This is a genomic window from Amycolatopsis sp. NPDC004772 (genome assembly GCF_053601215.1).
This window is the reverse complement of record NZ_JBSGBK010000057.1, coordinates 1-17,398: the sequence shown is the minus strand read 5'-3', so window position 1 is coordinate 17,398 and position 17,398 is coordinate 1. Positions and strand designations below refer to the sequence as shown.

General features: G+C 74.1%; 14 protein-coding genes and 1 pseudogene. 11 read left to right on the top strand and 4 right to left on the bottom strand.

The window, feature by feature from the left end; translation table 11 throughout:
* Positions 1 to 12 precede the first annotated feature (12 nt).
* Positions 13 to 1,272 carry a peptide ligase PGM1-related protein gene (locus tag ACWEF6_RS28635; protein ID WP_449685770.1) on the bottom strand — a complete coding sequence of 420 codons (1,260 nt, stop codon included), beginning with the start codon at positions 1,270 to 1,272 and terminating at the stop codon, positions 13 to 15.
* Between the two features lie 225 nt (positions 1,273 to 1,497).
* Between ACWEF6_RS28635 and ACWEF6_RS28630 the strand changes: the two genes are divergently transcribed.
* From ACWEF6_RS28630 to ACWEF6_RS28620, 3 genes are all read left to right on the top strand, one after another.
* Positions 1,498 to 2,181: an RNA polymerase sigma factor gene (locus tag ACWEF6_RS28630; protein ID WP_449685792.1), complete on the top strand. Its 684-nt coding sequence runs from the start codon at positions 1,498 to 1,500 to the stop codon at positions 2,179 to 2,181.
* Positions 2,182 to 2,324: 143 nt separating this feature from the next.
* Positions 2,325 to 2,600, top strand: a complete 276-nt coding sequence (locus ACWEF6_RS28625; RefSeq protein WP_449685769.1) for an anti-sigma factor family protein — start codon at positions 2,325 to 2,327, stop codon at positions 2,598 to 2,600.
* 94 nt (positions 2,601 to 2,694) lie between these two features.
* Complete coding sequence (locus ACWEF6_RS28620) at positions 2,695 to 3,297, top strand: DM13 domain-containing protein (RefSeq protein ID WP_449685768.1); 603 nt, start codon at positions 2,695 to 2,697, stop codon at positions 3,295 to 3,297.
* 577 nt (positions 3,298 to 3,874) lie between these two features.
* Here ACWEF6_RS28620 and ACWEF6_RS28615 read toward each other — a convergent pair.
* The gene (locus ACWEF6_RS28615; RefSeq protein ID WP_449685767.1) at positions 3,875 to 4,321 is read right to left on the bottom strand and encodes a glycogen operon protein GlgX; all 447 of its coding nucleotides are present in this window, start codon (positions 4,319 to 4,321) and stop codon (positions 3,875 to 3,877) included.
* A gap of 83 nt (positions 4,322 to 4,404) precedes the next feature.
* Between ACWEF6_RS28615 and ACWEF6_RS28610 the strand changes: the two genes are divergently transcribed.
* Together ACWEF6_RS28610 and ACWEF6_RS28605 are read left to right on the top strand one after the other, a co-directional pair.
* Positions 4,405 to 5,151 carry a TetR family transcriptional regulator gene (locus ACWEF6_RS28610; RefSeq protein ID WP_449685766.1) on the top strand — a complete coding sequence of 249 codons (747 nt, stop codon included), beginning with the start codon at positions 4,405 to 4,407 and terminating at the stop codon, positions 5,149 to 5,151.
* A gap of 461 nt (positions 5,152 to 5,612) precedes the next feature.
* Positions 5,613 to 7,505, top strand: a complete 1,893-nt coding sequence (locus ACWEF6_RS28605) for a non-ribosomal peptide synthetase (RefSeq protein ID WP_449685765.1) — start codon at positions 5,613 to 5,615, stop codon at positions 7,503 to 7,505.
* Between the two features lie 46 nt (positions 7,506 to 7,551).
* On the opposite strand, the gene ACWEF6_RS28600 is transcribed toward ACWEF6_RS28605, so the two are convergent.
* The gene (locus ACWEF6_RS28600; RefSeq protein ID WP_449685764.1) at positions 7,552 to 8,382 is read right to left on the bottom strand and encodes a class I SAM-dependent methyltransferase; all 831 of its coding nucleotides are present in this window, start codon (positions 8,380 to 8,382) and stop codon (positions 7,552 to 7,554) included.
* A 23-nt stretch (positions 8,383 to 8,405) separates the two neighbouring features.
* Positions 8,406 to 8,813, bottom strand: a complete 408-nt coding sequence (locus ACWEF6_RS28595) for a RidA family protein (RefSeq protein ID WP_449685763.1) — start codon at positions 8,811 to 8,813, stop codon at positions 8,406 to 8,408.
* Between the two features lie 203 nt (positions 8,814 to 9,016).
* On the opposite strand from ACWEF6_RS28595, the gene ACWEF6_RS28590 reads away from it, so the two are divergent.
* From ACWEF6_RS28590 to ACWEF6_RS28565, 6 genes and pseudogenes are all read left to right on the top strand, one after another.
* Positions 9,017 to 11,914: a condensation domain-containing protein gene (locus tag ACWEF6_RS28590; RefSeq protein ID WP_449685762.1), complete on the top strand. Its 2,898-nt coding sequence runs from the start codon at positions 9,017 to 9,019 to the stop codon at positions 11,912 to 11,914.
* A complete protein-coding gene (locus ACWEF6_RS28585; RefSeq protein ID WP_176177228.1) occupies positions 11,911 to 12,234 on the top strand; it encodes an acyl carrier protein in 324 nt (107 codons plus the stop codon). The genes ACWEF6_RS28590 and ACWEF6_RS28585 overlap by 4 nt, the downstream gene beginning before the upstream one ends.
* Entirely contained in the window at positions 12,231 to 15,617 is a 3,387-nt protein-coding gene (locus tag ACWEF6_RS28580; RefSeq protein ID WP_449685761.1) for a thioester reductase domain-containing protein, read from the top strand. The genes ACWEF6_RS28585 and ACWEF6_RS28580 overlap by 4 nt, the downstream gene beginning before the upstream one ends.
* On the top strand, positions 15,614 to 16,453 hold the full coding sequence (locus ACWEF6_RS28575; protein ID WP_449685760.1) for a 3-hydroxyacyl-CoA dehydrogenase family protein: 840 nt from the start codon (positions 15,614 to 15,616) through the stop codon (positions 16,451 to 16,453). Before ACWEF6_RS28580 ends, ACWEF6_RS28575 begins: the two co-directional genes overlap by 4 nt.
* A gap of 14 nt (positions 16,454 to 16,467) precedes the next feature.
* Complete coding sequence (locus tag ACWEF6_RS28570; protein WP_449685759.1) at positions 16,468 to 16,746, top strand: acyl carrier protein; 279 nt, start codon at positions 16,468 to 16,470, stop codon at positions 16,744 to 16,746.
* Positions 16,739 to 17,251: pseudogene (locus ACWEF6_RS28565) on the top strand (acyl-CoA dehydrogenase family protein); the annotation flags it as partial. The gene ACWEF6_RS28570 and the pseudogene ACWEF6_RS28565, both read left to right, overlap by 8 nt.
* Between the last annotated feature and the right edge of the window lie 147 nt (positions 17,252 to 17,398).

The following is a 17,398-nucleotide window of genomic DNA, read 5'->3' as shown; positions in this document are numbered from 1 at the left end:
GTCACACGACCGTCACTCGGCGCAGCTCCACGTCATCCGCAGCGCCGCGAGCGCCCGCTGCTCCAGCCGGGCCGCGTGCGCCGCGTCGCGCCCGGCGACCAGCCAGCCGATTTCGCCGCGGCACGCCGTGGCGTCGACGGTGACGGCCACCCCGGTCCGGGCCGGCCGGTCGTAGGCCACCTCGGCGATCTCGAGCGCCGCGACGGCCGTCGGGAAATCGCGCACCTTGATGCCCGCGCGGGTGAGCAGCACCCGGTCCCGGGCGTGGTCCGGCCCGGCCAGCGCCCGGGCGAGCCGCGCGACCGGGCCGTGCCGGCCGGCGCCCGCCCGCACCCCGCTGACGAACCACCCGTCCCCGGTCACCACCGAGTCGACGCGCAGCGCACCGGCGTACCCCCGCCGGCCCGCCTCGGCCGCGACGTCCACGCTGTGCGAGGTCAGCTCGGCGCGCAGGGCCGCGGTCAGGTTCCCGCCGGGCACTTCGAGGCCCGCGACCCCGGGCCGCCGCTCGGCGATGCCCAGCAGCTCGGGCGGACCGGCGGGCCCGGGCACCCAGAATTCCGCGACGTGGGCGCGCAGGACCCGGCGATGCACCTCGACGAGCACGTCCGCGCCGCCGTGGTCGCTCAGCAGCGGCCACAGTTCGGCGGCGAGGAAGGCGAAGTCGCAGTCGTCGCCGGGCACCCGCACGATCGGGTGCCGTTCGTCGCGGATCTCGTCGTGCACCGTCACCACCAGCCCCTCGCCCCGGCCGGAATCCCGCCGGACGAGCACGCGCCCCGCGACGGGCAGCAGCGCCCGCACCGCCGAGCAGAGGCCGTGCTCGGTGGCGACCGGCCGGCCCGGCGCGAGCGGAGCGCCGACCGCGCCGGCCAGCAGGTGCAGCCCGGCGGGTCCGTCGAGCGCCTCGGCGCCACCGAACCGGAGGAACCGGCGGCACGCGGCGTCGGTGTCCCCGCCGACCCCGGCGAGGGGGAGGCCGAGGTCGTCGGCGAGGGCCAGGACGCCGCGGCCGGGGCGGTACGGGACCAGCCGTCGCGCGCCGAGGTCGCCGGCGCGGAGTTCGGCCGCCGCCCGGCCGTCGTCCAGCGCGGGCCCGGTCACGACCAGGTTGCCGGCGCTCAGCCGCGACCCGAGCAGGTCGCCGAGGTAGCCGAGGAAGTCGTCCCCGCAGCGGTGCGGTACCAGCAGCCGGTCCCGCTCCCCGAGGACGGCCACCAGTTCGCAGCCGCATTCCGGGCCGCCCGGCTCGACGGCGATGAGGTCAGGCATCGTGGCGTCCTCGGTAGAAGGGAAGACCATCGGGCCGACCCTGCACGACTCGCCGTGACCGCGGAGTCGCACTGCCGTCACACCCGCCGTCACCTGATGTGACGGGCCGCCCGGTTTTCGCCGCCGCAACCGCCGTTCCGAGCGTTTTCGAATACGCTCTGTTCCGTTGATCAATGCGCTGCTCTATTGTCTGCGCCCTCCCATGTCTTGAGCTACCCTCGGCCCGTGGGAGGAATTACTGGGGGAGCACAACCGCTCCCGTCCGATGCCGAACTCGTCGCCCGGCTCAGGGGTGGCGACGAAACGGCGTATGCGCTCCTTCTCGACGCGTGGTCGGGAAAACTCCTGCGCGTGGCGCGATCCTTCGTCAGCACCAACGATTCGGCGCACGAGCTGGTCCAGGACACCTGGCTGGCCGTGGTGCGCGGAATCGGCGACTTCGAGGGCCGCTCATCGTTGAAGACGTGGGTCTTCCGGATTCTCGTGAACGCCGCCAAACGGCGTAGTACCCAAGAAAGGCGTACCGTCCCCTGGAGCAGTGTGGTCCTGGCCGAGGACTTCGGTCCGACGGTCGACCCGTCCCGTTTCCGCGGTTCCACCGATCCGTACCCCGGCGATTGGTGGGCCTATCCGGCCGCGTGGCCGACGCCGGAACAGGAAGCAATGGCGACGGAAATCAGAAATGAAGTGTCGTCGGCGCTGACGGAATTGCCCGAGCGGCAGCAGATCGTGCTCACGCTGCGCGATGTCGAGGGGTGCACGTCCGAAGAGGTCTGCGCAATGCTGGAGATTTCGGCGGCGAACCAGCGGGTTCTGCTGCACCGGGCGAGGGCGGCGGTCCGGCAGCGGCTCGAAGACTACCTGACGCCCGCACCGGCGGCCGACGACCCGGACGCGATCGCACCGTGACGGCACGTCGCCGAGGGGGGCCGCACCGCGATCCTCGTGCGCGGTGTAACGCTGCGCGACCCTCCGACACTGTATGTCCGTAGCTCTTGGTTGCACGGCAGTGCCGAGGAAGGTCGGACAGGTAGTCTGAACGGGTGGTCGACATGAAGAAGATGACATGTCAGGAGCTGGTCGAGCTGGTCTCGGCCTTCCTCGACGGCGAGCTCGATCCGGCCACGGAGCGCCGTCTGGTCGACCACGTCGCCATCTGCGAAGGCTGCGGGAGCTACATCGACCAGTTCCGCCGGACGATCACCACGCTCGGCGACCTGCCCGACGAATCGCCGGGGGTGCTGGCGCCGGAACGCCGCAGCATGCTCCTGGCCGAGTTCCGCAAACTGCACCCGCCCGCGGACGCCCCGGATGAAGCCGGCAATTAGTTCGCCGTAAGGGATCGGTAACCGTGCTCGGAGCGCGGGCCGGGCCATTCTTCCCGTTGAATGAGGGGCGACCGACGACGTGGAGGAGAGCGAGATGAACCGCACCCGGCGGGTATTCGGGCGGCCCTGGTTCATCGGCGTGCTGGTGGCGGGGCTCGTCGCGGTCGCCGCGGGCCTGTACTGGTTCCAGCCCTGGCAGCTCTGGGTGGACGAAACGGTGCAGGAAGCCCTGCCCGAGCCCGCCGCCGCACCGGCGACGGTGTCCGTGCCGCCGGTTTCCTCGCCGCCGGTTTCCTCGCCGTCGGCTTCCGTGCCGTCTCGCCCGGCGGAGCCCGCGGACCTCGCAACCGGCAAGCTGATCAGCCACGAGCACCGGACCGCCGGAACCGTCCGCATCCTGCGTGCGGCCGACGGATCGCTGGTGCTGCGCCTGGAAAACCTCGAGACGAGCAGCGGCCCGGACGTGCACGTCTGGCTCACCGACGCGCCGGTGAAGCCGGGCAAGGACGGCTGGGCCGTCTTCGACGACGGCAAGCACCTCGACGCGGGCAAGCTCAAGGGCAACAAGGGAAACCAGAACTACCCGCTGCCGGCCGGGACCGACTTGGCCGGTTACCGCAGCGTGAGCCTGTGGTGCGACCGCTTCGATGTTTCCTTCGGCGCGGCGGAACTGGCCGGCCGGGACACCGGGGACTGAGCGCGACCCGGTCACCGTCGAGAACCGCTTGCCGCGTCTGGCCCTCCCGCGCCGCTGCCGCGTCGAGCAGTTCGGTGGCCGTCGCGCAGGCTTCGCCGGTGATGACGTGCTCGGTGCCCGGGTCGATGCGCAGGTCCACCTCCGCCCCGGCCTGCCGCAACACGCGCCCGCGGAGTTCCGGCGCGCGGGTGCTTGCGGGCGGTCCGCTCGGGGTTTCCTGTGGGCGTGGTGAGGCTTGGGTGGGTTGGCGGTCGTGGAGTTTCGGCTCGCGGGTGCTTGCGGGTGGTCCGCTCGGGCTTTCCTGAGGGTGTGGTGAGGCTTGGGCGGGTTGGCGCTCGCGGAGTTTCGGCTCGCGGGTGCTTGCGGGTGGTCCGCTCGGGGTTTCCCGAGGGCGTGGTGAGGCTTGAGCGGGTTGGCGGTCGCGGAGCTCCGGCGCGCGGGTGGCCCGCTTGGCGTTTCCTGAGAGTCTGCCGAGTCCTGAGAGGGTTGGCGCTCGCGGAGTTCCGGCGGCGGGTGGCCAGCTTGGCGTTTCCCGAACGCCTGCCGAGGCTTGAGCGTTCCTTGAGCGCCTGGCGCGTTACTGCCGGTGGAGGCCGGCGAGCACGGCGTCCAGGCTGGGGAGCCACCGGCGCTGCGGATCCGGGGCGACCAGCCACTCGGCGCCCGGCGTGCCGCGCCGGGGGTCGAGGGGCAGGGGGAGCAGCGTGCCCCATGCGAGCACCTCGACGGCACGGGGGAGTTCGAACTGCGGCGGGATGAGGCCGTCGGTCTCCGCCAGGATCGCCACCCGTTGGCCCTGCTGGGTCGCGATGACCACGGCCGGGCCCTGGCAGCCGTTGGCGGCGAGCCGCGCCAGCACCGGGGCGGCGCTCAGCTTCGGCAGCGTCGCGGCGCAAATGCCGTTCTCCAGCGACAGGAACGGCTGGCTCCCGCGCCACTGCACCGACCAGCCGAAGAGCCGCCGGTACACCGCGTCGGCCCGGTCGCGGGGCGAGACCGGCTGCAGATCCTGGTCGAGCGACATCTTCGGCGCCTTCCGCTCGGGGTGAGGATGCCAGGTTAGCGGCACTGAGTGCCACTAGCAAGCCGGGCTGCTACTTTCCCGTCATGACCGATGCACCGCACCGCGCGCCCGCGACCAGGGCCGGCGCCACCCCCGCGGGCCGGCGGCGGCTGCGGCGCGCGCTCGCCGCCGCGGCCGTGGACCTGTTCGCGGCGAACGGCTACGAGGCCACCACGGTGGACGACATCGCGGCCGCGGCCGGCATCGGGCGCCGGACGTTCTTCCGGTACTTCGAAACCAAGGACGACGTGCTCTTCGCCAACCACGACGAGATCGTGGCCGAGATGGAAGAGGTGTTCGCGGCCGCGGACCCGGGGCGCGATCCGGTGGAAGTGGCGTGCGCCGCGGTCGGGCTGGTCCTGGACGCCTACGCCGACGACCTCGACGTCTCGCTCAAGCGCTTCGCCTTGACCCGCGCCGTGCCTTCCCTGCGCGACAAAGAGGTCTCGACGGTCGATCGCTACCAGCGCGTGCTCACGCGGTACCTGCAGGCGCGCTTCGAGGACCAGGGCGACGAGGCGGCCAGCCTGCGCGCGGCCGTGCTCGCCGCGGCGATCGCCGCCGCCAACAACCACGTCCTCCGGCGCTGGCTGCGCAGTGGCGGGAAGGGTGACATCCAGGCCGACGCGGCCGACGCGTTCGCGCTGGTCGCCGACGCCTTCCGGGCGCGGACCGGCGCCGCGGGCGGCGACGTCGCCACGGTGGTCGCCGTGATGACCACGGCGACTCCGCTGCAGCAGGTGCTCGCCGAGGTCCGGGCCGCCCTCGGTGGCGGGAGGCCCGCTTCCTGACCGAATGTGGCACTGAGTGCCACACCCGGGGCGCGTCCGCGGCGCGTGCGATGCCGGCAACGACTGCCCGGGCGCTGCGGCGGCGATTCGCCTCGCCGGCCGACGCTCACCACGTCGTCGAACGCGCATTCCTTTTCGCCGCAGTCACTCTTGATCGTCCGATGTGGACCGTGACCGCGGGTGCGTGACACTACCGTGACCCGTCACCTGATTGGCGGGTTGGCATCCCTTCGGTGCTCGGTATGGTTTTCCCCAACTGGCATCGGAGTCGACCGTTGGTGCCGGGGAACTTCTGGGGGCTCGCTCGGGGGAATCGCAGGCACGGTGCCCGGCGCCGTCGGCGCAGGGTCGCGCCCGCGGTCTGCCGCAAGCGCGCACGGACGCTCGGCTCGCGTGGCGCTTTCCCTTCACCAGCGCGGCATCCGGAGCTGATCCCGTTCCCCGGGGTGGGAGGAGCGACAGTGGAGCAAGCCGGAACGGTACCGGCGCTCGTCGGGCAGTGGGTGCGCCGCACGCCGGAGGCCGAAGCGGTCGCCGACGCGCGCACCGGCGCGAGCCTGACCTACTCCGAGCTGTGGCGGCGTTCGGGCCGGTTCGCCGGTGAGCTGGCGGCCGCCGGTGCCGGGCGCGGCGACGTCGTCGGTGTCACCGTGCCGCGGTCCCCGGAGTTCGTGGTGGCTGTGCTCGGCATCCTCCGGGCCGGCGCCGCGTACCTGCCGGTCGACCCCCAGGCCCCGCCCGGCCGGGTCGCGGCGATCCTCGGGGACGCCGGCGCGCGGGTCGTGGCCGGCCCGCCCGCCGCGGACCGGCCGTCGCTGCCGGTCCCGGACGCCGGTAGTGGCCCGGAGGCGCCGGAAGTCGAGCTGACCGGGGAAGACGTCGCCTACGTCTGTTCCACGTCCGGGTCCACCGGGACGCCCAAGGGGGTGCTGGTCCCGCACCGCGCCGTCCGCCGGCTGGCGACCGGGGCGCGGTTCTGCACCCTCGGCCCCGGCGATCGCGTCGCGAACACGGCCAACCCGGCCTTCGACGCGACCACGTTCGAGCTGTGGAACACCCTCGGCAACGGCGCCACTGTGGTCGTGCTGCCGACCGTGGCCGAGCTGCCGCCGCCGGAGTGGGCGCGGCTGGCCCGGGACGCCCGGGTGTCGGCGGCTTTCCTGACGACGTCGTTGTTCCACGCGGCGGCGCGGGAACACCCCGCCGCCTTCGGGTTCCTGGACACGCTGGTGGTCGGCGGCGAACAGCTCGACCTCGGCGCGGTGCGCGAGGTGCTTGCCCACGGCGCGCCCGGCCGGCTGGTCAACGGCTACGGCCCGACCGAGACGACGACCTTCGCCACCTTCTTCGACTGCACAACGGATTCTCTGGCCGGATTGGACCGCATCCCGATCGGGTTCGCGCTGCAGGAAACCACCCTCGCGGTCGTCGGCGAAGATGGCGAGCCGGTCGAACCGGGGGAGATCGGCGAACTGCTCGTCGGCGGCGCCGGCGTCGCGCTCGGCTACCTGGGGCGGCCGGACTTGACCGCGGAACGGTTCATGCCGGACGAGACGGGCGCGTCGAGCTACCGCACCGGAGACCTGGTGCGCGAAGTGCCCGGCGGCGCGCTGGAGCTGGTCGGGCGGCGCGACCGCCAGGTGAAGCTGCGCGGGTACCGGATCGAGCTGGAGGAGATCGAAAAGGCCGCGACGGCTGTCGACGGGGTGGCGGCGGCGTTCGTGGAGAAGGTCGGAGCCGGGCCGTCGGCGTGGCTGGCAGGGTTCGTCCTGCCGACGGCGGGCGGTGGCTTCGGTTCGGCGGAGCTGTCGGCCGCGCTCGAGCGGGTGCTCCCGGCTTATATGGTGCCCGCCCGGTGGATCGTGCTCGACGAGGTTCCGCTGGGAGCGACCGGGAAAGCCGACCGCGCGGCCCTGCTCGCGTCGCTGGAGCGGCCGCCCGGCTCGCCGGTCGGGTCGCCCGGGCAGGTTGCGGGGTCGGTGGGTGGCGTGCTGGATCGGCCGCCTGGCGAGCCGCTGCGGCCGTTCGGTGAATCGACTGCAGGGTCGGTGGGTGTCGCGCCGCCGCGGCCGTCCGGCGAGCCGGTTGCCGAGCCGGTGGGTGGCGAGCCGCCGCGGGCGTCCGGTGAACCGGCCGGGGATGTGCTGGAGCGGGCGTGGTGTGAGGTGCTGGGCGTGACCGGCACTCCGCCCGACGCGAACTTCCTCGACCTGGGCGGGAATTCCATCCTGGCCATGCAGGTGGCCTCCCGGGTGCGCAGCGGCCTCGGGATCGTGCTGGAACCGGCGGATGTCCTGCTGGCGGAGTCGTTCGGCGAGCTCGTCACGCGGGTTCGCGAGCTGCAACACCCATGAACGGCCCCGTCCCGGCCGCCGTGATCCGGCGGCCGGGGCGGGGTGATCACGGCCGGGCGGCGTCCCGGTGGGCCTCGGCGGCCGCGTGCAGTTCCGGTGAGTAGCGCACCCGGCCGCCCGGGCCGCCGTAGCGGCGCTTTCGGGTTCCGCCGGTGCGGCGGATCATCGTCAGGCTGTTCTGGGTCAGTTTCTGCGATTCGAGGAGGTTGACGACTTCCAGCTCGCCCGGATTCGTGCGGGCGAACTCGCCGATGTACCGGACAATGGCCTCACCCTCCGGATAAGTCAGCAGATAATGCATCAGGACGATTCCGCCGTCCGGGTTGATGCGTTCCCAGAAATTGTCGAAAAAGTACAGGCACTCCCAGGCGTCGACCCACGCGAAGTCGATCGGTGCGAACTCCTCGGGCAGCTGGTCGGCGCAGTCGCGGATATCGGCGTTGACGACCGTCACCAGGTCGTCCAGCCGCAGTTCCCGGAGCGCGCCGAGCACCCGTTCGGCCGAGGACTCGGGGATCGACAGGTCGTCGACGGCGACCAGGGACGGCCGGTACGGCCGGAGGTGGAACTCCGGGGTGACCAGGGCCGGCGCGGCGTTGAGCCAGGTGTCGTCGAGCTCGTCGTGGTCGGCGAGGTGGCGGCTGGTCTTCTCGGCGAGCGCCGCCGACTCGGCGGCCACCTGGTCCCGCACGTCGGCCAGGGCCGCGGCCAGGAACGGGGTCGTGTACCCCATCCCGACCTCGAGCACCCGGCTCGGCCGGTGCAGGCAGACGAGGTCGGCCAGCAGCCGGGCGATCACCTCGGTGCCCATCTCCGGCACCCGCAGGCGTTCCGCGACGGCCTGGAATTCGGCGGTGACAAAGCGGTTGAGCTGCACTTTTCCCCCTGTGTGGACGCGGGTCAGCGGCCCCGGACGACCGCGGTGACCTCGATCTCGATCAACGCCTCGGGCCGGAACAGGGCGGCCACGGCGACGGTGGTGCTGGTCGGCAGGTCGCCGGTGAAGTACCGCCCGCGCACCTGCGCGTACGCCGCCCGGTCGGCCATGTCGGTGAGGTAGGTCCGGATGTTGACGACGTCGGCGAACCCGGCGCCGTGCGCCTTCAGGATCGCCCCGATCACCTCCAGGGTCCGTTCGGCCTGCACCGCGACGTCACCCTCGCCGACGATCGCGGCGTTGTCGTCGTCGAGGGCGACCTGGCCGGAGAGGATGAGGAGCGCGCCGTCGCCGAAGTCCAGCCGGGCCACCTGGGAGTAGGGGCCGGCCGGGGCGGGGGCGGTCGCCGGGTTGCTGAGCTCGGTGCGCATGTTCGTCCTTTGTTCACCTGCCGGGAATTCCGATTAATCGGCGAGGCCCGGTCAATTCGATCACGTCCGTCCGGCACGATACCCGATCGGCTTCGGGAGTGAGCGAAATGATCAGGGAATCGCCAACGAAGGTGGGTGGTGACCCAGATCACATGATGATCTACGAAAAGGTTGCCTATGGTGGTCGGCAGGGGGTGTGAAAGTTGCGCGAAATTCGCGAACAAGGTCGATTTCCGACGTCCTCGCCGATTGCTTCGGCCGATCGGCCGCCCGGCGGTCCCGGCCCGGGGGAGGCGCCGCTGTCGGCGGCCCAGCGCCGCCTGTGGCTGGTGGACCAGGCCGCCCCCGGCGCGGCCACCTACAACGTCCCCGTCTTCCTGCGGTGGCACGGCCGGGTGGACGTGCCCGCGCTGCGGGCCGCGCTCACCGAGGTCGTCCGGCGGCACGAGGTGCTGCGCACCCGGTACCTCCTGCGGGACGGCGACCCCGTGCAGCAGGTCGTCCCGGCGGCCCCGGTCGACGTCGAGGTCGTCGCGACCGAAGACGCCCGCGAAAGCGCTTCACACCGGGTCGCCCTGCCGTTCGACCTGGCCGCGGGCCCGGTCCTGCGCGCCACCGTCTTCCGCGGCGCCGAGGACGCGGTACTGCTGGTGCTGCACCACATCGCCTTCGACGGCTGGTCGCTCGGCCGGCTCGGCACCGATCTCGCGCTGGCCTACGACGCCGCCGTGCACGGCCGGCCGGTGCGGCTGCCCGGGCTCGCCGAGCAGTACGCCGAGTTCGCCCGCCGCGACGCCGCGGACGCCGGCTCGGCCGAAACCGCGGACCGGATCCGGCTGCGGCTGGCCGAACTGGCCGGGGTGCCGGCCGGGCTGACCCTCGCCGGGGCGCTGCCGAAGGAGCCCGGCCGCCGGGTGGTCCGCGACGGTGCCGAGCAGGTCGCCGTTCTGCCCGCGCCGCTGTGGCAGTCGGTGGCGGACTATGCGCGAGCCCACCGGTTGACGCCCTTCGTCGTCCTGTTCTCCGCCTTCCAGTTGCTGCTGCGGCTGCGCTCGGCGCGCACGGAGTTCCTGGCCGCCGCGATCACCGCCAACCGCGGCTCGGTCGAGGTCGAAGACCTGGTGGGGTTCTTCGTCAACACGGTGCCGCTGCGGTGCGCCGTGCCGGACGGCGCCGGCTTCACCGAGCTGTGCCGCCGGGTGCGCGGCGAGGCCTACCGGGCGCTGACCCACCAGCGCATCCCGTTCGACCGGCTCACCGCGGCCGCCCGGACCGAGCTCGTCGACGTCGCCTTCGCGCTGCAGAACTTCCCCCGGCCCGCCGCGGACGTCCCGGTGCGCTGGGGCCAGCCGGAGATCCTGCCGACCGGCACGGCCAAGTTCGACCTCCTGCTCACCGTCGAGCCGAGGGGCGACGAGGCCCGGGTGAGCCTGGAGCACGACACCGGCCGGTACCCCGCCGAGGTCGCGGCCGCGTTGCTGGAGTCCTATGTGGACATCCTGGCGCTGGTCCTCGCCGACCCCGCCGCCGACCTCTCGCGGTTCGCCGCCGAGCCGCCCGCCGAAGAGCCCGTGCGGGCGGAAGCGCCTGCCACCACGGCGTTGTCCGGCACGCACCACCGCGCCGCAGAGCTGTTCGCCGCCGCGCTGGGCGAGCTGGGGACGGAACCGGGGCAGCTCGGGCCCCGGGCGGACTTCTTCGCCCTGGGCGGGCATTCGCTGCTCGTCGTGCGCATGCTCCGCCGGATCGAGGACGAGACCGGCGTGGCCCTGTCCGCCCGGCGGTTCCTGGCCGACCCGACGGTGGCCGGGCTGGCGGCCCTGCTCGCCGAACCGGCCCCCGCCGCGGCGGGGGCGGCGCCGGCCGAGCCCGGGCCGGAGCGTCCGGCGACCGCGGCGCAGCAGCGGTTCTGGTCCATGGACCGGCTGCCGTGGCTGCGGCAGGCCTACGTCGTGCCCGCCGTCCTCGAGCTGCCCGCGGGCACCGACCCGGATCGGCTGCGGGACGACACCGCCGAGGTGCTGGCCCACCACGACGCGTTCCGCTCGGCCTTCCGGCTGGACCGCAAGCGCCGCCGGGTCGTGGTCCGCGCCGGTGACGCGGTGCCGCCGGTGACCGTGACCGACGCGCGGGCGTGGGACGCGGCCCGGCTGGCGGCCCACCTCGCCGAGGCCTGCTGGCGCGGGTTCGACCTCGCCGCGGGACCGCTCGCGCGGGCCGAGGTCGTCCGCCACCGCGACGGCGTGCTGCTGGTCGTCGTGGCCCACCACATCGCCTGCGACGGGCCGTCGATGGACCTGGTGCTGCGGCAGATCGCCGCGCTGGGCCGCGGCGAGCCGCTCGCCCCGGCCACCCCGCCCTCGCCCGCCGAGGAAGCGGGAGCCGACCAGGACACCGAGGCCGTCATCGCGCGGCTGGCCGGGGCACCGGTGGACGTCGAGCTGCCCCACGACCGGCCCCGGCCACCCGAGCAGAGCACCGAAGCGCTCGTGGTGCGCGCGTCGCTCGGTCCCGAGCGGTCCGCCGCCCTGCGCGCGGCCGCGACCGCCGCCGGGTGCACGCCGTTCCTGCTCGGCGCGGCCCTGCTCGGCGTCACCCTCGCCCGCACCGGCTCCCAGCGCGACTTCCTTCTCGCCTTCCCGTGGTCGACCCGCTCGGCCCGCGACGAGGAGGTGGTCGGGATGTTCGTCGACACCCTGCTGCTGCGCGTCGACCTGCGGGACGACCCGTCGTGGACCGAGCTCCTGGGCCGCGTCCGCGCGGCGGGCCAGGCCGCGTTCGGCACGTCGCTGGCGCGCTTCGACGCCGTCGCGGCCGCGCTGGACCCCGCCCGCGACACCAGCCGGCCGCCGGTCACTCCGGTGTACCTGACCGTGCGCGACACCCCGCCGCCCGGCCGGCTGCGGCCCCTGGCCCCCCTGCACATCAAGTACGAGCTCGAGCTCACCGTCGTCGACGACGCGGGTGACCTGGCCTTCGAGCTCGCCGGGCTGACCGCCCTGTTCGACCGCGGCACGGCCGAAACCCTGCTCGCCGCGATAGTCACCGCCGCCGGGGACCTCAGCACCGGTCCGTCGGCCCGGCCACTGGAGGAAAAGTGACGACCAGCGAAGGAACCGGCACGGAACTCGAGGAGCGGGTCCGCGCGGTGTGGGCGGAGATCCTCGACCTCGCCGACCCGGCGGCGCTGCCGCTCGACCGCAACTTCCTCGACGCGGGCGGCTCGTCGCTGCTGCTCGTGATGCTCTGGGAGGACCTGCGCGAGCTGACCGACCGGCAGCTGCGGGTGTCGGACCTGTTCCGGCACTCGACGATCCGCGCGCAGGCGGCGTTCCTCGCCGGCGCCGAAGACCGGGTGGCCGCCCCGGCGGGCCCGGCCGCGCGCGGTGCGCTGCTCGGCCGAGCCGGTGGGCGGGCATGAGCTCTCCGACCGATATCCCTTCGGGGGGTCCGGGTGGCGGAGCCCCCGGCCCGGCGCGGAGCGCCGGCAACAGCACCGACATCGCCGTCATCGGCGTCGGCTGTCGGTTCCCCGATGCCTGGACGCCCGCGCAGTACTGGCGCAACATCGAGCGCGGGGTCGTGTCGATGCGCGAGCTGAGCGACGAACAGCTGCGCGCGGCCGGGCACTCCGAGGCGGCCCTCGAAGCGCCCGGGTTCGTCCGGGTCGGCGCGTCGCTGCCGGGCGTGGCCGACTTCGCCGCCGAGTTCTTCGGCTACAAGGCCCGTGAGGTCGACGCCATCGACCCGCAGCAGCGGATCTTCCTCGAAGCCTGCTGGGAAGCCCTGGAGTCGGCGGGACACCCGCCGCGCCCGGACGGCCCGGTCACCGGGGTCTTCGCCAGCAGCGCGGCCGGCAACTACTCGGCCGCGGTGTTCGCGGCGCGCGTCCGCGACGAAGGCCTCGCCGCCGCGGTCGGCGACCTGGACCTGACCTTGGGCGGCCAGGCGGACTTCATGACCTCCCGCGCTGCCTACAAACTGGGCCTGCGCGGGCCTTCGGTGAGCGTGCAGACCGGGTGCTCGTCGTCGCTGACGGCGGTGCACTACGGCACGCTCAGCCTGCTGTCCGGCGAGAGCGACCTGGTGCTCGCGGGCGGGGCGACGGTGCTCGACCCGCTGCTCGGCTACCAGCCGGCCCCGGGCGGGTGGGTGTCGGAAGACGGGTACGTGCGGTCCTTCGACGCGAAGTCGAGCGGGACGACGTACGGCTCGGGCGTCGGCGTGGTCGTCCTGCGGCGGCTGGCCGACGCGCTCGCCGACGGCGATCCCGTGCTGGCGGTGCTGCGCGGCACCGCGGTCGGCAACGACGGCGGCGACCGCCTCGGGTACGTCGCGCCCAACCTGGACGGCGTCGCGGACGTCGTGGCGGCCGCCCTGCGCGTGTCCGGCGTCCCGGCCGGGCTCGTCCGCTACGTGGAGGCGCACGGCACCGGCACCCCGCTGGGGGACCACGTCGAGCTGCTGGCGCTGGCCAAGGCATTCCGGCTGAGCACCGCGGACACCGGCTACTGCGGGCTGGGTTCGGTGATGGCGAACATCGGGCACCTCGGCCCGGCGGCGGGCATCGCCGGGTTCATCAAGGCCGTGCACGTCGCCCGCACCGGTGTCCTGCCGCCGCACCCGGCGTTCGACTCCCCGCGGGACCCGGCCGAGCTGGCCGCGAGCCCGTTCCACGTGCCGACCGAGCGCGTCGCCGATCCGGCCGCCGACCGGCACGTCCTGGTGAACTCGATGGGCGTGGGCGGGACCAACGCGGTCGCGGTGCTCGCCGCGCCGCCGGAACCGGCACGTCCTGCGGCGGAGGCGGGCGACACGGTCCGGCTCGTGCTTTCGGCGCGGACGCGGGCCGAGCTGGACGCGTTGTCGCGGCAGCTCGCCGACGAGCTCGACACGCCCGGCGCCCCGATCGGCGACATCGCGCACACGCTGCGGGTCGGCCGGGCCGCGTTCGGCGAACGGCGGGTCGTGACGGCCTCGCCCGGCCGGCTCGCCGCGGCCTTGCGGCTGCCCCGGCCCCCGCTGGCCGCCACCGCCCGCCCGGGGCCGCGTCGCGCGGTCGTCGTCGGGACGCAGCCGCCCGCCGGCCTGCTCGCCGCCCTCCCGCCGGACACCACCGTGTCCACTGTGGACCCCGGAGCGGCGGACGGGATCCACCGGATCTTCGCCGACGACCCGGGCGAGCTCGACGAGCTGCTGACCACGGCGTGGCTGAACGGCGTCGACGTCGACTGGGCGGCCGCCGCGGGCGGGACCGGGCGCCGGGTCCCGCTGCCGACGTACCCCTTCCAGCGCAAGCGGTTCTGGCCGCTGGACCGGCTGGACGTGTTCGCGCCCGCCCGCCCGGCCGAACCGCCGGCGGCGGCGACGGGATCGCTGGAGGACGACATCGCCGCCCTGTGGGGCGAGCTGTTCGAGCGCGAGACCGTCGGCGTCGACGAGGAGTTCGGCGCGCTGGGCGGGACGTCGCTGCTGTCGGTGCAGATGGCGCTGCGGCTGCAGCAGCGGCACGGGGTGCTGGTCAACGTCCACCGCGCGGGCGGCAGCCGGGCCACCGTGCGGCGGCTGGCGGGGATCGTGCGCGCGCAGCTGGCGGACGGCACCGCCGAACCGTCCGAAGTGGACGACCACGGCGCACTGGTCGACGCCGACCTGAAGCTGCCGCTCGCCCCGATGTCGCGGCGGCGGGCGCCGGGCCGGGACGTCCTGCTCACCGGCGCCACCGGCTACCTCGGCGCGTTCCTGCTGCACGAGCTGCTGAAGGCGACGCCGGGCCGGGTGTACTGCCTGGTGCGGGCCGCCGACCCGGCGGAGGCGGCGGCCCGGCTGCGGGACGCGGCCGCCGCGGTGGCGCTGCCCGCGCCCGATCCGGACCGCGCCGTCGCCGTGCCCGCGGACCTGCGCACATTCGGCGAGACCGCGGACGAGCTGGCCGGTGGGGTGCTGCCGGACCGGATCGGGCACGTCGTGCACTGCGCGGCCCGGGTGGTGTTCACCGAGCCGTACCGGGTGCTGCGCGAGGACAACGTCCTGCCGCTGGTGGACCTGCTGAGCTGGGTGCGCCGCCACGGCATCCGCGACTTCAGCCTGGTCTCGACGCTGGCCGCGACCGCGCCGGCGAGCGGGACGGACGGCACCCGGCTGGAGACGCGGCGCCAGCCGCTGCACCCGGACCTCGGCGGCTACGGGATCAGCAAGTGGGTCGGCGAGCGGCTGCTGGAGCGGGCCGAGGAGGACGGCATCCGGGCGCGGGTGTTCCGGCCGGGCCTGATCATGGCGGCCGGCGACACGGGCGCGTGCAACACGCGGGACCTGGTGTGGCTGATGCTCGCCAGCGGCCTGGCCACCGGCACCCACCCGCTGGACGACCGCGCCGAGCCGGTCGCCCCGGTCGACGTCATCGCGCGCGCGATCGCCGAGCTGGCGCCGAGTCCGGCCTCGGCGGGCCGGGTCTACCACCTGGCCGACGAGCGCTCGATCGGCACCCGGGACCTGTTCGGCCTGCTGGCGGCCACCGGGCTGGAGACCGACCCGATGCCGTTGCCGGACTGGCGGGCGATGGTGGCCAAGGAGGCGCTGGCCCGCGACAGCCGCGTGCTGTCGGCGGTCGCGCTGTACGAGCTGGAGGGCCACGAGCTGGCCGAGGACGCGGTACAGGTGCGCGCCTGGCAGCCGTGGTTGCGGCGGCGGGGTCTCAGCTCGGCCATCGACGGCGCGCAGCTGCGCCGAGGCCTGGCTTTCCTGGCCGCGCACGACGAAGCGTTCGGCGAGCTGCTGCCGGAACTGGCGAAGGAGGGCAAGTGAGCGGCGAACGGCTGGCGGTGCTCGGCGCCGGGGTCATGGGCACGGCGATCGCGACGCTGGCGGTGGGCCACGGCCTGCCGGTGACGGTGGTCGACGTCGATCCGGCGCGCGTCGCGGCCGTCGAGGCCGACGTGCGCGGGCAGCTGCGGCTGGCCCAGCTGATGGGGAAGCTGCCCGGTGACGTGAAGGCCGGAAAGATCACCCCCGCGGACAGCATCGCCGCGGTCGCGGAGGCCGACGTCGTGATCGAGTCGATCACCGAGCGGCCCGAGCTGAAGGCGAAGGTGCTCGCCGAGGTGTCGGCCGTCGTGCGGGCGGGGGCGCTGCTCGTCTCCAACACCTCCGCCATCCCGATCGACGAGCTCGCGGCCTCGGTCACCCACCCCGGGCGGCTCGTCGGCATCCACTTCATGAACCCGCCCTACCTGATCCGCGCGGTCGAGCTGATCCGCGGGCCGCGCAGCACCGATACGGCGATGGCCGCCGCCACCGCCCTGCTGGACCGGCTCGGCCGGGAACCCGTCGTCGTCGGCGACGGGCCCGGCTTCGTCATCAACCGGATCCTGCAGCGGACGATCAACGAAGCCGCGCGGATCGTCGAGGAGGGCATCGCGAGCCCCGAGGCGGTCGACGCGGCGTTCACCGGCTGCCTCGGGCACACCACCGGGCCGCTGGCCACCGCCGACCTGATCGGCCTGGACAACGTCGTCGACTCGCTGCGCGTGCTGCACGAACGCACCGGCGACGCGGGCTACGAACCGTGCGCGCTGCTGCTGCGCAAGGTCGCCGACGGCGACTTCGGCCGCAAGACCGGCCAGGGCTTCCACCGACACTGACCCCGAGGAGAGCTGTGAGCACAACGACCAACCGGGAGCCGGTCACCGCGGACGCGGTCCGGGCGGATCTGCTGGCCTTCCTGGAGCAGCGCACGAAACAGGCCGTCGACCCCGGTCTCGACCTGTTCGCCTCCGGGCTCGTCTCGTCGATGTTCGCCATGGAACTGGTGGTGCACCTGGAGAGCGCGTTCGGCCTGTCGATCGGCGGCCCCGACCTCAAGCTGGACCACTTCCGCACGGTGACCGCGATGACCGCGCTGGTGCTGCGGCTGCGGGAGACCGCCGATGGCTGAGCCGCACACCGAGGCGGCCGCCCTCGCCACCGGGCTCGCCGCGGACGCCGCCGCGGGCTGGGACCTCGCCGGGGAACTGCCCCGGCCGGTGCTGCGCGAGCTCGGCGTCAAGGGCGTCCTGTGCGCGCAGGTGGCCCCGGACCACGGCGGCCTCGGACTGTCCAGTGTGGACAACGGCGAACTGACCGCGCACGTGGGGACGCTCTGCGGTTCGCTGCGCAGCGTGCTGACGTCGCAGGGCATGGCGGCCTGGGCGGTGCAGCGGCTGGGCACCGCCCGCCAGCGCGCCGCCCACCTGACCGCGCTCACCGGGGGTGCGCTCGCCGGCGTGGCGTTCAGCGAACCCGGGGCCGGCAGCGACCTCGCCGCGATGGAGACGACGCTGACGGTCGAGGGCGACGAGGTGGTCGTCGACGGCGCGAAGGTGTGGGTCACCGTCGGGGCCTACGCCGACCTGCTGGTCGTGATCGGGAAGCTGAACGGCCAGGCCGGGTGCGTGGTCGTGCCCGCCGACGCGCCGGGGGTCCGCGTGACGCGGGTGCCGGACCCGCTGGGGTGCCGCGCCGAGCTGCAGGACGTTGGCGAACTGGTCGTCGTCGAAGAACTCCTCGGCCAGCCCGCGCGCGTCCAGCGACACCGTGCGCTTCGCGGC

Excerpts from the sequence above, each read along its gene's own strand:
- ACWEF6_RS28625 (WP_449685769.1), top strand. The coding sequence starts at position 2,325 with ATGAAGAAGATGACATGTCAGGAGCTGGTCGAGCTGGTCTCGGCCTTC.
- ACWEF6_RS28615 (WP_449685767.1), bottom strand. The coding sequence starts at position 4,321 with ATGTCGCTCGACCAGGATCTGCAGCCGGTCTCGCCCCGCGACCGGGCC.
- ACWEF6_RS28610 (WP_449685766.1), top strand. The coding sequence starts at position 4,405 with ATGACCGATGCACCGCACCGCGCGCCCGCGACCAGGGCCGGCGCCACC.
- ACWEF6_RS28595 (WP_449685763.1), bottom strand. The coding sequence starts at position 8,813 with ATGCGCACCGAGCTCAGCAACCCGGCGACCGCCCCCGCCCCGGCCGGC.
- ACWEF6_RS28635 (WP_449685770.1), bottom strand. The coding sequence starts at position 1,272 with ATGCCTGACCTCATCGCCGTCGAGCCGGGCGGCCCGGAATGCGGCTGC.
- ACWEF6_RS28580 (WP_449685761.1), top strand. The coding sequence starts at position 12,231 with ATGAGCTCTCCGACCGATATCCCTTCGGGGGGTCCGGGTGGCGGAGCC.
- ACWEF6_RS28620 (WP_449685768.1), top strand. The coding sequence starts at position 2,695 with ATGAACCGCACCCGGCGGGTATTCGGGCGGCCCTGGTTCATCGGCGTG.